This is a genomic window from Craurococcus roseus, assembly GCF_039523795.1.
Taxonomy (GTDB): domain Bacteria; phylum Pseudomonadota; class Alphaproteobacteria; order Acetobacterales; family Acetobacteraceae; genus Craurococcus; species Craurococcus roseus.
The window spans coordinates 22598-35883 of record NZ_BAAAFZ010000071.1 but is presented as its reverse complement, the minus strand read 5'-3'; the positions used below and the strand labels follow the sequence as shown (position 1 = coordinate 35883).

Genomic DNA, 13286 nt, shown 5'->3' with positions numbered 1-13286 from the left:
GAAAGTCGCGCCGGAACGAAACCATTCCTGGGACACGAATCGCTTGGCATGTTTATAGAAATGCAGAGGAGGCCCTCTTCATGACGTTGAATCTCACTCTTCCCGTTGCCCAGCACACCGATTTCAGCCCGCGCATCACCGTGATCGGCGTCGGCGGCGGCGGCACAAACGCCGTCAACAACATGATCGCCGCCGGCCTGGACGGCGTGGAGTTCGTGGTCGCCAACACCGACGCGCAAGCGTTGCTGCACTCCCGCGCCGAACGCCGCGTGCAGCTCGGCCCGCACCTGACGCAGGGCCTCGGCGCCGGCGCCAAGCCCGAGATCGGCCGCGCCGCCGCGGAAGAGGCCACCGAAGAGCTGGCCCGCCACCTGGACGGCTCGCACATGGTCTTCATCACCGCCGGCATGGGCGGCGGCACCGGCACCGGCGCCGCGCCCGTCATCGCCCGCATGGCGCGGGAGCGCGGCATCCTCACCGTCGGCGTCGTCACCAAGCCTTTCGACTTCGAGGGCGCCAAGCGCAAGCGCGCCTCCGACGCCGGCCTGGACGAGTTGCAGCAGTTCGTGGACACGCTCATCGTCATCCCGAACCAGAACCTGTTCAGGATCGCCAACGAGCGCACCACCTTCGCCGAGGCCTTCAAGATGGCCGACAACGTCCTCCACATGGGCGTGCGGGGCGTGACCGACCTGATGGTCAAGCCCGGCGTGGTGAACCTCGACTTCGCCGACATCCGCACGGTGATGGCGGAAATGGGCAAGGCCATGATGGGCACCGGCGAGGCCGACGGCGACGACCGTGCGGTGAAGGCCGCCGAGGCCGCGATCAGCAACCCGTTGCTGGAAGACACCAGCCTGCGCGGCGCCCGGGGCGTGCTCATCAACATCACCGGCGGCCTCGACATGACGCTGTTCGAGGTGGACGAGGCCGCGAACCGCATCCGCAAGGAGGTGGACGAGGACGCCAACATCATCTTCGGCTCCTCCGTCGAGGACGACCTGAACGGCCGCATCCGCGTGTCCGTGGTCGCCACCGGCATCGACGCGGCGTCGGTCGCCTCGCAGCCGGCGGCGCAAGCGGCGGCGGCCCCCGCGCAGCAGCGTCCCGAAACGCTCACGCTGGTCCCGGGCGGCAGCCGCCCCGTGGTCGGGCGCCCGCCGGTGATGACGTCGCCCATCGTGCCGCCCTCCGCGGCCGGACCGCGACGGGTCGGCATCGGCGGCGTCTCCGCCGCGGCGTCTCCGATGGTGCTGCGGGCGCCCGCGTCGCACGCCTCGCCGACCGCCGCGTCGCTCGGCCCGGTCGCCGTGCCTTCGCCGGAAGAGGCCGAAGGCATGGCGCAGCAGCAGGCCGGGTACCCGTCCGCCCCGACTGTGGAGCCCGCGCGGCGCCCGGCGGTGGGCCCTGTCGGCGCGGCCGCGTCCACGGTGCCCAACGTCGGCAACGGCCTCCGCCGCATCTTCCGGGAGATGACCGGCGGCGGGATGATGCGCCGCGACCCGCAGCCGGCCTCCCCGTCGCCGGCGGCCCCTTCGCCGCAGCAGCACTACCCCGGGCCGGCGGCGCCCCGCCAAGCCGCGCAGCCGGCGCAGCAGCGCCCGGCGGCGCAACCTGACGAGATCGGCCTCGACATCCCGACCTTTCTGCGCCGGCAGTCAAACAACTGATTGTGCAGCGCCCAATTGCTGTCATTTCAAAGCCTTGCAGCGTAATATGACGAAACAAGGCTTGACTGGAGATTGCCTTTCGTAAGTGCGACATCATTCCGTGGGTGCTGCCGAATCGGCGGCGTCCCAAAGGGGGAATGGGGTCGCAGATGGACGGGTATTTTCCGCTGGATTCGGGTCGCCGCCGAACGCTGAGAAGCGCCATCGGCTGCGTCGGCATCGGGGTCCACAGCGGCCGTCGCGTTTCCCTGGTGCTGCGCCCGGCGCCCGTGGGGGCGGGCGTCCGGTTCCGCCGCACCGACACCGGCTTCGAGGTCCCCGCCCTGTTCGACCGGGTGGTCGACACCCGGCTCTGCACCGCCCTCGGCGAGCCCGGCGGCGACCCCGCCCGCAGCATCGCCACGGTGGAGCACGTCATGGCCGCCTTGGCCGGCTGCGGCGTGGACGACGCCCTGGTCGAGATCGACGGCCCGGAAGCGCCCATCCTGGACGGCTCGGCCGCGCCCTTCGTCTTCCTGATCGACTGCGCCGGCACCGTGGCCCGCGCCGGCGCCCCTGCCCAAGCCATCGAGGTGCTGCGCCCGGTGCGGGTGGAAGACGGCGCGGCCTGGGCCGAGCTTGCTCCCGCCGTGTCCCGGGGCGGGCTGGAAGCCTCCCTCACCATCGACTTCCCGTCCACGGCCATCGGCCGGCAGTCCTTCGCCATGCGGATCACGCCGGAAGGCTTCCGCGAGGAATTGTCCGAAGCGCGCACCTTCACCCTCGCCGAGGAGGTCGCCGCGCTGCGGGCCGCCGGGCTGGCGCGGGGCGGCAGCTTGGCCAACGCGGTGGTGGTGGACGGGCCGCTGGTGCTGAACCCCGGCGGGCTGCGCCGACCGGACGAGTTCGTCCGCCACAAGCTGCTCGACGCGGTGGGCGACCTGGCGCTGGCCGGGGCGCCGTTGCGCGGCCGCTTCGCCGGCCACCGCTCCGGCCACCGGCTGAACAACCGGCTGCTGCACGCCCTGTTCGCCGAGGCCGCCAACTGGCGCTTCGCCCCGGCCGTCCCGGCGGCCGAAGGCGCGGCTTCCGTCCGCCTCCCGGCCGCGGCGGCGCCCGCCGCCGCCTGAGGACGACGGGCGCCGCCTTCTCCGCAGCGCCCTCCCCTCCCCCATCTGGAACCCGGCGCGGCCGTGCTATAGAGCGGCCCTGCCAACCACACGGGTTCTGATGATCCGACGCGCCGCCGCCGCTCCCCTGCTCGCACTGTCCCTCGCCGCCGCGACGGGCTGCTCGTCCAACTGGGACGGCACCGCCGATTCCCTCGGCTCGTCCCGCCGGGGCGCCAGCGCCACCGTGGACGCTTCCCCGGAGGGCCTCTACGCCGCCGGCGTGGAGAACCTGCAGGCGCGGCGCTTCCAGCAGGCCGTGGACCTGTTCGACCGGGTGGAACGCGACCACCCCTACTCCACCTGGGCCACCAACGCGAAGCTGATGGCGGCCTACGGCGACTACATGCGCAACCGCTACACGGAGGCCATCGGGGCGCTGGACCGCTTCATCCAGCTCCACCCGGCGCACCGGGACGTCGCCTACGCCTACTACCTCCGCGCCCTTTCCTACTACGAGCAGATCGCCGACGCGCAGCGCGACCAGCGCGGCACGGAACAGGCGATGGTCGCGCTCCAGGACGTGGTGAACCGCTTCCCCGACACCGCCTACGCCCGCGACGCGCGGCTCAAGATCGACCTCGCGCGCGACCACCTGGCGGGCAAGGAGATGAACATCGGCCGCTTCTACCAGCGCCAGCGCCTGTACGGCGCGGCGATCGGCCGCTTCCGCCGCGTGGTCGAGGACTACCAGACCACCAACCACGTCCCCGAGGCGCTGCACCGCCTGACCGAGATCTACCTCGCGCTCGGCGTCACGGAGGAAGCGCGGAAGACCGCGTCCGTGCTCGGCCACAACTTCCCCGGCAGCCCGTGGTACCAGGACAGCTACGCGCTGCTGGTGGAGGGGGCGCCGGGGGCCGAACCGCAGCGCGCCGGCCTGCTGCGCCGCGCCTGGAACGCGGTGTTCTGACGGCCGCCGCCTCCGCCGGGGCGCGGCGCCGCTGAGCCGCCAACCGATGCTCGCCTCCCTCGCCATACGCGACGTGGTGCTGATCGAGCGCCTGGACCTCTCGTTCGGCCCGGGCCTGACCGTGCTGACGGGCGAAACCGGCGCCGGCAAGTCCATCCTGCTCGACAGCCTCGGCCTCGCTTGCGGCGCGCGGGCGGAAGGCGGGCTGGTGCGCGCGGGGCAAGCGCAGTGCTCGGTCGCCGCGACCTTCCTGCCGCCCGCTGGGCACCCCGCGTTGGCGATCCTGGACGAGCAAGGGATCGGGCTGGAGGACGACGCGCTGGTGCTGCGCCGCGTGGTGCAGGCCGACGGCCGCTCCCGCGCCTTCCTCAACGACCAGCCGGTGGCGGCCGGCCTGCTGCGCCGCGTGTCGGCGACCTTGGTGGAGGTGCAGGGGCAGCACGACCAAGTGGGCCTCGCCGACCCGGCGACCCACGCCGGCCTGCTCGACGCTTTCGGCGGGCTGGAAGGCAGGCGGGTCGCCGCCGCGTCCGCCTTCGCGGCGTGGCGCGGCGCCGAACGGGCGCTGGCGGCGGCGCGCGAGGCCATCGCGGCGGCGCAGCGCGACGAGGAATTCCTCCGCCACGCGGTCGAGGAGCTGTCCGCCCTTGCCCCCGAGGAGGGCGAGGAGGAGGAGCTGTCGCGCGAGCGCCAGATCCTGCAACAGGGCGAGCGGCGCGCGGAGATCATCTCCGGCGCCCTGGCCGAGATGCAGCCGCGCGACCGCCGCCGCGGCGGCCCGGCCGACGCGCTGCGCGGCGCCGCCCGCGCGCTGGAGCGCCTGCCGCCACCCAACGAGGAGGCGCAGCCCATCCTCGCCCTGCTCGGCACCGCCCAGGACGCGGTGGCCGAGGCCGAGGCCCTGTTGGAGCGGCTGCTCCAGGAAGGCGGGCCGGACCCGCGCCGGCTGGAGGTGCTCGAAGACCGGCTGTTCGGCCTGCGCGCCGCCGCCCGCAAGCATTCTGTCGCGGTGGTGGAGCTGCCGACGCTGCTGGAGAACCTGAAGGAACGGCTCGGCGCGCTGGACGCCGGCACCGGCCGTGTCGCCGCGCTGGAAGCCGAGGCGAAGCAGGCGCGCGCCGCCTACACCGAGGCGGCCGGCGCCCTCTCCGCGGCGCGGCGCGAGGCGGCGAAGCGGCTGGAAGCGGCGCTCGCCAAGGAGCTGCCGCCGCTCAAGCTCGATCGCGCCCGCTTCGTGGTGGAGATCGCCCTGCGCGAGGAATCCGGCTGGGGGCCGGACGGCATGGACCGTGTCACCTTCCTGGTCTCCACCAACCCCGGCCAGGCGCCGGGGCGGCTGGAGAAGATCGCTTCGGGCGGCGAGCTGTCGCGGCTGATGCTGGCGCTGAAGGTGGTGCTGGCGCGCGGCTCGCCGGTGCCGACGCTGGTGTTCGACGAGGTGGACGCCGGCATCGGCGGCGCCACCGCCGCCGCGGTGGGCGAGCGGCTGTCGCGCGTGGCGGAGCGGTTGCAGGTGCTGGTGGTGACGCACAGCCCGCAGGTCGCGGCCCGCGCGGCGCAGCAGCTCCGCGTGGCCAAGAAGGTGAAGGGCGAGCGCGCGGCGACGCTGGTGGAGCCGCTGGACCGGCGCGAGCGGCGCGAGGAGATCGCGCGGATGCTGGCCGGCGAGCGGGTGACGGATGCGGCGCGGGCTGCCGCCGACAGCCTGTTGACGGGCGGGCTGCTGTGACTCCCGCTTCCGGCGGCGGGTGCCGCGTGCGGCCCTTCGAGGCCGGGGACGCGGAGGCCGTCGCCGCGATGGTGGCGGGGCTGAACCGCGAGGAGGGCCACGACCCCGCCACGGCGCCGGACGCGGCGGAACTCCGCGCCTCCTTCCTCGGCGCCGGGGCGTGGGGCTTCCTGCTCGTCGCGGCGCCCGGCACGGACGCGGCGGGGCCAGAGCCGGAGCCGGTCGGCTACGCGACCGGGCACGCGACCTACGAGACCGAGTTCGCGGCGCGCGGCTTCTACATGGGCGACCTCTACGTCTCGCCGGGGCACCGGCGGCGCGGCGTCGGCCGCGCGCTGGTGGCGGCGATGGCGGCCGGGGCGCGGGCGCGCGGCGGTAGCTTCCTGTGGTGGACGGCGCTGCCGGGCAACGCGGCGGCGCACAGGTTCTACGCCTCCGTCGGCGGGGCCGGCGAGGACCTGCGCGCGTTCGCGCTCGCCGGCGCGGCTTTCGGCGACCTGACCGCGGGCGCGGCGCGGTGAGCGGCGATTCCCCCGTGCGGGTGCGCCCGCCGCGACCGGAGGACGCCGCGGCAATGGCGGAGCTGTTCAACGCCATCAACAGCATGGACGGCCCGCCCCCGCCGGTTCGGATGACCGCGGAGATCGCGCGGCGCGACCTGCTCGGCCCCTCGCCGCGCGCCACACTGTTCGTCGCCGAGTTGGGCGGCGCGGTGGTCGGCTTCGCCACCGGCAACACGCTGTACGATTCGGCGCGCGCCGCGGATTGCGTGTTCCTGAACGACCTTTATGTGGCCCCGGAGGCGAGGCGGCGCGGGGCCGGGCGGGCGCTGGTGGCGGCGCTGGCCGCCGAGGCGCGGCGGCGCGGCGCGGTGTGCCTCTGGTGGGGCGTGGACCTGCCCGACGTCGAGGCGTCGCGCTTCTACGACTCGCTCGGCGCGGGCGACGAGGGCGGCTTCACCGGGCGCATCCTCGTCGGCCCCGCCTTCGACGCGCTGGCGGACACTGCGGAGACTGGATGACCGGACACGACGCCCTTCGCACACGCCCGCCCGAGGCGCTGACGGAGGAGGAGGCGGCGGCGGAGCTGGCGGCCCTCGCCGCCGAGATCGCGCACCACGACCGCGCCTACCACGAGAAGGACGCGCCCGAGGTCTCGGACGCCGAGTACGACGCGCTGGTGCGCCGCAACCAGGCGATCGAGGGGCGCTTCCCGGAGCTGATCCGCGGGGACAGCCCGTCCCGCCGCGTCGGCTCCAAGCCCGTCGAGGGCTTCGCCACGGTGCGCCACGGCGTGCCGATGCTCTCGCTCGGCAACGTGTTCGACGAGGCGGAATTCGCCGAGTTCTGCGCCCGCATCCGCCGCTTCCTCGGCCTGCCGGCGGAGGAGCCGCTGCGCTTCGTGGGCGAGCCGAAGATCGACGGGCTCTCGGTCAACCTGCTGTACGAGGACGGACGCTTCGTGCGCGGGGCCACCCGCGGCGACGGCACGACCGGCGAGGACATCACCGCCAACCTCCGCACCCTCCGCGACCTGCCGGATCGGCTGGAGGGCATAGCGCCGCGGAGCATCGAGATCCGCGGCGAGGTGTTCATGGAGAAGGCCGAGTTCCTGGCCTTCAATGCCAAGCAAGCGGCGCTGGTGGAGGAGCAGGCACGCCGCGCCGCGGCCGGCGAGCGCATCGGCGAGCGGGCGCGCGTCTTCGCCAACCCGCGCAACGCCGCCGCCGGCTCGCTGCGGCAGCTCGACCCGAAGATCACCGCGGGGCGCCCGCTCAAGCTCTTCGCCTACGCCATGGGCGCGGCGAGCGAGGCGCCTGCGGCGACGCATTGGGACTGGCTGGGCGTGTTGCGCGGGTGGAGCTTCGCGGTGAACCCCCTCTCGCGCCTGCTGCCCGACGCGGAAGCCGCTGCGGCGTTCCAGGCGGAGATGACGGCGGAGCGCGCCGGCCTCGGCTACGACATCGACGGCGTGGTCTACAAGCTGGACCGGCTGGACTGGCAGGCGCGGCTCGGCTTCGTCGGCCGGGCGCCGCGCTGGGCGGTGGCGTGGAAGTTCCCGGCCGAGCAGGCCACCACCACGCTGCTCAAGATCGAGATCCAGGTCGGCCGCACCGGGGCGCTGACGCCGCGCGCGGTGATGCAGCCGGTGAACGTCGGCGGCGTCATGGTGCAGCACGCGACCTTGCACAACGAGGACGAGATCGCCCGCAAGGACGTGCGCGTGGGCGACACCGTGGTCATCCAGCGCGCCGGCGACGTGATCCCGCAGGTGGTCTCCGTGGTGCCGGAGAAGCGGCCGGAAGACTCCGCGCCCTTCGCCTTCCCCGAGACCTGCCCCGCCTGCGGCAGCCACGCCGTCCGCCCGCCCGGCGAGGTGGTGCGGCGCTGCACCGGCGGCCTCATCTGCCCGGCGCAAACGGTGGAGCGGCTGAAGCACTTCGTCTCGCGCAACGCGATGGACATCGAGGGCCTGGGCGAAGAGAACATCCAGAAGCTCTACGACGAAGGGCTGGTCCGCAGCCCGGCCGACATCTTCCGCCTGTCCCGGCACGCGGAGCGGATGCGGGGCTGGGAAGGCTGGGGCTCGCGTTCCAAGAAGGGGACGGAGGAGTCGCGCAAGGTGGCGAACCTGCTCGCCGCCATCGAGGCGCGGCGGCGCCCGCCGCTGGACCGCTTCATCTTCGCGCTGGGCATCCGCCGCATCGGCGAGGTCAACGCCAAGCTGCTGGCGCGGCATTACCACTCGTTCGCCGAATGGCGGGAAAAGATGCTCGCGGCGCGGGTGATCGGCTCCGAGGCGCGGGAGGAATTGGGCTCCATCCAGGGCATCGGCCCCACCATCGCCGAGGCGCTCGTGGAGTTCTTCGGCGAGGAGCGCAACCTCGCCGCGCTGGACGACCTCGCGGGGGAGGCGCCGCCGGAGCCCGTGGCGGCGCCGGCCGCAGCGGACGGGCCGTTCGCGGGCAAGACGGTGGTGTTCACCGGCAGCTTGGAGACCATGACGCGCGACGAGGCGGGCGACGTGGCGGAGCGGCTGGGCGCCAAGGTGGCCAAGAGCGTGTCGAAGCGGACGGACTTCGTGGTGGTCGGCGCCGACGCGGGGAGCAAGGCGACGAAGGCGGCGGAGCTGGGCGTGCGGGTGCTGACGGAGGCGGAGTGGCGCGGGATGGCGGGCCTGGGCTGACCGGACGGCGTCTCGCCGGGTGAGCTTTGTTCCTTACTTCCCTACCTGCTCCGTGCTTGCTCTTCGGATCAAAGCATTGATGGAGTGGGGCCGGCAGCAGGCGCAGGTCCAGTAGTTCATCCGGACAATACTCCCGCGCTCGGCCGCGTTCGTCACCCGGGATGTGCTCAGTAGATCATCCCAGGCCCTGCCGCGTCGTGGGCGGCGTTGTCAAGCCGTGCGGAAGGATCGCCGGCGGTTCCGGCCAGCAGGGAGCGAAGCCGCCGCTTGGCTTTGCGAGTTGGGCAGCCTTCGCCGGGAGGGCTCGGCTCCTCCGCCGCGCCGTTGCAGCGCGCCTAGAACAGCCGCTTGCCCGGCTCGTAGGGGATGACCAGTTCGTCCTTGCCGACCAGATTCAGCAGCATCCGCGCGCGCTCGTCGAGTTGATCGCGGTCGATGCGTTCGCCGCGGAGGCCGGCGATGCGGCGCTCCATGGCGTCGCGCTCCCCTTCGGCGCGGGCGAGCACGGCGCGGGCCTGGGCGATGTCCTGGAGCTTCGCCTCGCGCGCCATCAGGCCGTAGTTGCCGTGGACGGAGTGCCACGCGAAGTAGCCGCACAACGCGGCGAAGAAGAGCGGCGGCAGGGCGTCACGCACACGCCGCTTCATCTCGCGACCCAAGGACATGGCTTCCCTATCCCCTTTGGCCGCGCCAGGCCCCCCTGCGCGGTCGGCTCACAGAATCAGGAGCCGAAAGGTTTTGCAAGGGATTCCGTGCCTTGTGGCGTTCAATTCGGCCGCCAGGGGCTTCAGCGCCGCAGGATGGTCCGCCCGGCGTAACGCGCGGCCGGGCCGAGTTGCTGCTCGATGCGGATGAGCTGGTTGTACTTGGCCAGCCGGTCGGAGCGGCTGAGGGAGCCGGTCTTGATCTGGCCGCAGTTGGTGGCGACCGCGAGGTCGGCGATGGTCGCGTCCTCCGTCTCGCCGGAGCGGTGGCTCATGACCGCCTTGTAGGCGGCGCGGTGCGCTGTCTCGACCGCCTCCAGGGTCTCGGACAAGGTGCCGATCTGGTTGACCTTGACCAGGATGGCGTTGCCAACGCCCTTCTCGATGCCCTGGCGCAGGCGCTCGGGGTTGGTGACGAAGAGGTCGTCGCCCACGAGCTGGACCTTCTCGCCTAGCTTGTCGGTCAGCAGCTTCCAGCCGTCCCAGTCGTCCTCGGAGCAGCCGTCCTCGATGGAGACGATCGGCCATTTGGCGCAGAGGGCGGCGAGGTAGTCCACCATGCCGCCGGCGTCCAAGGTCTTCCCCTCGCCCTCCATGGCGTAGCGGCCGTCCTTGAAGAACTCGGTGGCGGCGCAGTCGAGGGCGAAGACGATGTCCTCGCCGACGCGGTGGCCGGCGGCCTCGCTGGCCTTGGCGATGAAGGAGAGCGCCTCGTCGGCGGACTTCAGGTTGGGGGCGAAGCCGCCCTCGTCGCCGACGTTGGTGGAGTGGCCGGCGTCGTGCAGCGCCTTCTTGAGCGCCTGGAACACCTCGGCGCCCATGCGGGCGGCGTCGGCCACCGTGCCGGCGCCCACGGGCATCACCATGAATTCCTGGATGTCGATCGGGTTGTCGGCGTGGGCGCCGCCGTTGATGATGTTCATCATCGGCACCGGGAGGGTGCGGGCGTACACGCCGCCGACGTGGCGGTAGAGCGGCACGCCCGAGTCCTCGGCGGCGGCCTTGGCGCAGGCCAGCGATACGGCCAGGATCGCGTTGGCGCCGAGGCGCGCCTTGTTGGGCGTGCCGTCCAGCTCGATTATGATCTCGTCGATCTTGACCTGGTCGGCGGGGTCGAGGCCGGAGAGGGCGTCGAAGATCTCGCCCTCCACGTTGTCCACGGCCTTGGACACGCCCTTGCCGCCGTAGCGGGCCTTGTCGCCGTCGCGCAGCTCCACCGCCTCGTGCGCGCCGGTGGAGGCGCCGGAGGGCACGGCGGCGCGGCCCGAGGCGCCGCTGTCCAGCACCACCTCCGCCTCCACCGTGGGGTTGCCGCGGCTGTCCAGGATCTCGCGGGCGATGATGTCGACGATGGCGGACATGCGGGGGGGCTCCGGGTGGGGGTCGGTCGGTTTGGCGGGGCGATTAGGCCGGTGCCGGCGCCGGGGCAAGAAGGGGAGCCGCCATGGAGGCGCGCGATCAGCGGAAGGTCAGTCTGGATCGGCGGAGCGCGTCGGAAGGGGCACGTGATGCCCCATGTCCCTTTCGGCAGTCGCGGCCGGCAAATTGGTGAAAGTGGCGAAGGCCAGCAGCAAGGCGCTGATTGCCCCTATGGCTGCGGGGCCCGAAATCCAGCCGAACCCGGCTTGGTCGCCGACGATGGCGACACCGGCCAGCGCGACACCCAGCACCGCCAGGAACCCGGCCGCATGGCGCCAGAAGCGTGAGCGCCCTCTGCCCGGCGTCATGCTCACCCCCGTCGGCTTGCTTCGTTGTAGGATCGCAAAGCTAGCACGGCCAACTCGAACGCCGCCACCTTCGCCTCCGCGTCCGGGCCGCCGGTGCCCAACGCCGCATGGGCCTGCTCCGTGGCGGCGATCATCGCCAGCAGCGCGTCGAAGGCCTCCTCGTCCGGGTCGTCGTCGCGCGCTTCGGCGATGCTGCGGAACGCTTCGTAGCGGGCGGTCGGGCCGAGGCTCCGGTCGCGCCGGATCGCGGCGAGGAGACGCCCTTGGCTGGCGTCCAGCCGGCTCTGCCGGACGGCGATGGCGCCGCGGGCGCCCTGCCCCGGCCCGGCGCCGATGGCCGCGCGCAGCAGGGCGGCGGTGGCGGCGACGTGCGGCTGCGCTTCCGCCACCACCGCGCTTTCCGTCGGGCGGCGGCCTTGCCGGGCGATGGCTTGCGGCAGGTCGGCCAGGGCGGCGATGCCTTGCAGGCCGGCGCGGCGCTCCGCGTCCGGGATCGAACCGCCGCCGCTGCGGCGCAGCGCGTCCAGCGCCGACTCGGTTGCCCGGGCGAGCTGCTGGCCGTTCAGGCCTTCGGCGTCCACCACGCGCCGGCCCGAGGCGGCCTGGGCCAGCACCTCGCTGTAGTCCTCCAGCGCCGCGAAGGCCGCGTCGAGCACCCGGCCGGCGGCGTCGGCGGCGCCCGCCGGGGCCGGGGTGAAGCGGGAGCCCTGCTCGCCGCGCGACGCCCGGCCGCCGGTGCCGCGCCCACCGGCGCCGCCGGTAGCGAAGGCGATGGCCTCCTCCTCGGCCGCCGCGTCCCGCTCGAAGGCGTCCATGCGGGAGATCAGCCCGTCCACAGCCTCTTCCGCGCCGTCCAGGGCGGCGGCGAAGCGCCGGACCGTGCCTTCCGCCCGGTGGTGCATCCGGTGACGCCCGCCGCAGCCGGCGGCGACCAAGGGCGCCAGGGACAGCAGGAGGGTGCGGCGCTGGGTCGGCGTCATGCGGCGTTTCCTCTGGTGTTCGTGTCCGGTGGCTCGGCGGGCGCGTCGGGCGCCTCCGGCGGGACGGGCACGCCCGGCGGCGGAGTCGTGCCCGTCCCTGGGAAGGGCGCGGGCCGGATAGGACGGGACGGCCGCAGGGGCAAGGCGGGGCCTGGGCTACGGCAGTTCGCGCAGGAAGGCGCCCAGCGCGTCGCGCCAGAACCGGACGTTGGCGGTGGTGCCGTGGCCCAGGGTCTCGGCGCTGGCGGGGATCAGCAGCAGGCGGCCGTGCGCCACGCGCCTCATGGCCGCCTGCATGAGGCCGGTTTCGGGCGGGTTGCGCTCGTCGTCGGCTGAGTTGATGGCCAGCACCCGCGCCTTGATGCGCTCCAGCCCCGGGCTCGGGTCGTAGCCGCGCGAGGAGTCCCACTGCCAGACGAAGTCGTTGGCGTCGGGGGCGACCGGCCCGGCGAGCCGCGCCTCCACCAAACGGTCGGCGGCCTCGCCCGTCGGGGCGGCGGCCTGGAGGTTGAGCGTGCCGCCGTTGGTGGCCGTGTTGTAGAAGACGCCGGCCGTGCGCAGCGACGGCGGCTGCTCGGCGTAGTCGCCGTTCTTGTAGGCGGGGTCGCGGCGGATCGTCTCGACCATGAGGCGGCGCAGCATCCAGTTGCGGCCCGCCATCGCGGTGGGCTGCGACGCCATGGGCACGATGGCGTCCATGACGTCCGGATGGGTCACGCCCCACAACCAGGCGTGCATCCCGCCCATGGAGTTGCCGATCACGAGGCGGAGGCGGCGCAGGCCGAGGCCCTCCGTCACCAAGCGGTGCTGCGCCAGCACCATGTCGTCGTAGTTGTACCGCGGGAAGCGGCCGCGCAGCCCGTCCGACGGCTTCGCGGACCTCCCCGCGCCGAGGGCGTCGGGGAGGATGATGAAGTGCCGGGCGGCGTCCAGCGGCTGGCCGGGGCCGAACAGCTCGCCTGCGAAGGCGGGGGTCAGCATGCCGCGGCCGGAGCCGCCGGTGCCATGCAGGACCAGCACGGGCTGCCCGCCCGGGTCGCCGACGGTCGTGTAGTGCAGCCGCAGCTCCGGCAGCACCTCCCCGGTGTGGAAGCGGAAGTCGCGCGCCACCCAGCTCGCCTCGCGCGGCGCCGGGAACTCGGTCGCTGCCGCCGCGGCGGGCAGGGCCACGAGCGCCAAGCCGCCGAGCAGGGCGGCGCGCCGCGACACGGTCGGGCCTGTAGGCATGG

12 protein-coding genes are annotated in these 13286 nt (G+C 73.5%); 7 read left to right on the top strand and 5 right to left on the bottom strand.

All coding sequences use genetic code 11. The features are described from left to right. The first annotated feature begins 80 nt into the window (after positions 1 to 80). From ftsZ to ligA, 7 genes are all read left to right on the top strand, one after another. Complete coding sequence (gene ftsZ / locus ABD067_RS21255; RefSeq protein WP_343897408.1) at positions 81 to 1670, top strand: cell division protein FtsZ; 1590 nt, start codon at positions 81 to 83, stop codon at positions 1668 to 1670. A 149-nt stretch (positions 1671 to 1819) separates the two neighbouring features. Then, positions 1820 to 2779 carry a UDP-3-O-acyl-N-acetylglucosamine deacetylase gene (lpxC, locus tag ABD067_RS21250; RefSeq protein WP_343897407.1) on the top strand — a complete coding sequence of 320 codons (960 nt, stop codon included), beginning with the start codon at positions 1820 to 1822 and terminating at the stop codon, positions 2777 to 2779. A gap of 100 nt (positions 2780 to 2879) precedes the next feature. Then, on the top strand, positions 2880 to 3731 hold the full coding sequence (locus ABD067_RS21245) for an outer membrane protein assembly factor BamD (protein ID WP_343897406.1): 852 nt from the start codon (positions 2880 to 2882) through the stop codon (positions 3729 to 3731). Positions 3732 to 3777: 46 nt separating this feature from the next. Continuing rightward, positions 3778 to 5460 (top strand): DNA repair protein RecN, encoded by a 1683-nt coding sequence (gene recN, locus ABD067_RS21240; RefSeq protein WP_343897405.1) that lies wholly within the window; start codon positions 3778 to 3780, stop codon positions 5458 to 5460. A 26-nt stretch (positions 5461 to 5486) separates the two neighbouring features. Continuing rightward, positions 5487 to 5981: a GNAT family N-acetyltransferase gene (locus ABD067_RS21235; protein WP_343897404.1), complete on the top strand. Its 495-nt coding sequence runs from the start codon at positions 5487 to 5489 to the stop codon at positions 5979 to 5981. A 53-nt stretch (positions 5982 to 6034) separates the two neighbouring features. Further along, a complete protein-coding gene (locus ABD067_RS21230) occupies positions 6035 to 6481 on the top strand; it encodes a GNAT family N-acetyltransferase (RefSeq protein ID WP_343897403.1) in 447 nt (148 codons plus the stop codon). Beyond that, the gene (gene ligA / locus ABD067_RS21225; protein WP_343897402.1) at positions 6478 to 8646 is read left to right on the top strand and encodes an NAD-dependent DNA ligase LigA; all 2169 of its coding nucleotides are present in this window, start codon (positions 6478 to 6480) and stop codon (positions 8644 to 8646) included. The genes ABD067_RS21230 and ligA overlap by 4 nt, the downstream gene beginning before the upstream one ends. A 335-nt stretch (positions 8647 to 8981) precedes the next feature. Here the strand turns inward: ligA and ABD067_RS21220 are convergent, their stop codons facing one another. From ABD067_RS21220 to ABD067_RS21200, 5 genes are all read right to left on the bottom strand, one after another. Next, positions 8982 to 9311: an FtsB family cell division protein gene (locus ABD067_RS21220; protein WP_343897401.1), complete on the bottom strand. Its 330-nt coding sequence runs from the start codon at positions 9309 to 9311 to the stop codon at positions 8982 to 8984. A gap of 122 nt (positions 9312 to 9433) precedes the next feature. Beyond that, positions 9434 to 10711: a phosphopyruvate hydratase gene (gene eno / locus ABD067_RS21215; protein WP_343897400.1), complete on the bottom strand. Its 1278-nt coding sequence runs from the start codon at positions 10709 to 10711 to the stop codon at positions 9434 to 9436. A gap of 108 nt (positions 10712 to 10819) precedes the next feature. Next, entirely contained in the window at positions 10820 to 11083 is a 264-nt protein-coding gene (locus tag ABD067_RS21210; protein ID WP_343897399.1) for a hypothetical protein, read from the bottom strand. After that, entirely contained in the window at positions 11080 to 12057 is a 978-nt protein-coding gene (locus tag ABD067_RS21205) for a hypothetical protein (protein WP_343897398.1), read from the bottom strand. Before ABD067_RS21205 ends, ABD067_RS21210 begins: the two co-directional genes overlap by 4 nt. Positions 12058 to 12213: 156 nt before the next feature. Continuing rightward, the gene (locus tag ABD067_RS21200; RefSeq protein WP_343897397.1) at positions 12214 to 13284 is read right to left on the bottom strand and encodes an alpha/beta fold hydrolase; all 1071 of its coding nucleotides are present in this window, start codon (positions 13282 to 13284) and stop codon (positions 12214 to 12216) included. Positions 13285 to 13286: the final 2 nt, after the last annotated feature.

Coding starts and splice junctions, on each gene's coding strand:
- ftsZ (WP_343897408.1), top strand. CDS start 81: ATGACGTTGAATCTCACTCTTCCCGTTGCCCAGCACACCGATTTCAGC.
- recN (WP_343897405.1), top strand. CDS start 3,778: ATGCTCGCCTCCCTCGCCATACGCGACGTGGTGCTGATCGAGCGCCTG.
- ABD067_RS21200 (WP_343897397.1), bottom strand. CDS start 13,284: ATGCCTACAGGCCCGACCGTGTCGCGGCGCGCCGCCCTGCTCGGCGGC.
- lpxC (WP_343897407.1), top strand. CDS start 1,820: ATGGACGGGTATTTTCCGCTGGATTCGGGTCGCCGCCGAACGCTGAGA.
- ABD067_RS21230 (WP_343897403.1), top strand. CDS start 6,035: ATGGCGGAGCTGTTCAACGCCATCAACAGCATGGACGGCCCGCCCCCG.
- ligA (WP_343897402.1), top strand. CDS start 6,478: ATGACCGGACACGACGCCCTTCGCACACGCCCGCCCGAGGCGCTGACG.
- ABD067_RS21205 (WP_343897398.1), bottom strand. CDS start 12,057: ATGACGCCGACCCAGCGCCGCACCCTCCTGCTGTCCCTGGCGCCCTTG.
- eno (WP_343897400.1), bottom strand. CDS start 10,711: ATGTCCGCCATCGTCGACATCATCGCCCGCGAGATCCTGGACAGCCGC.
- ABD067_RS21245 (WP_343897406.1), top strand. CDS start 2,880: ATGATCCGACGCGCCGCCGCCGCTCCCCTGCTCGCACTGTCCCTCGCC.
- ABD067_RS21220 (WP_343897401.1), bottom strand. CDS start 9,311: ATGTCCTTGGGTCGCGAGATGAAGCGGCGTGTGCGTGACGCCCTGCCG.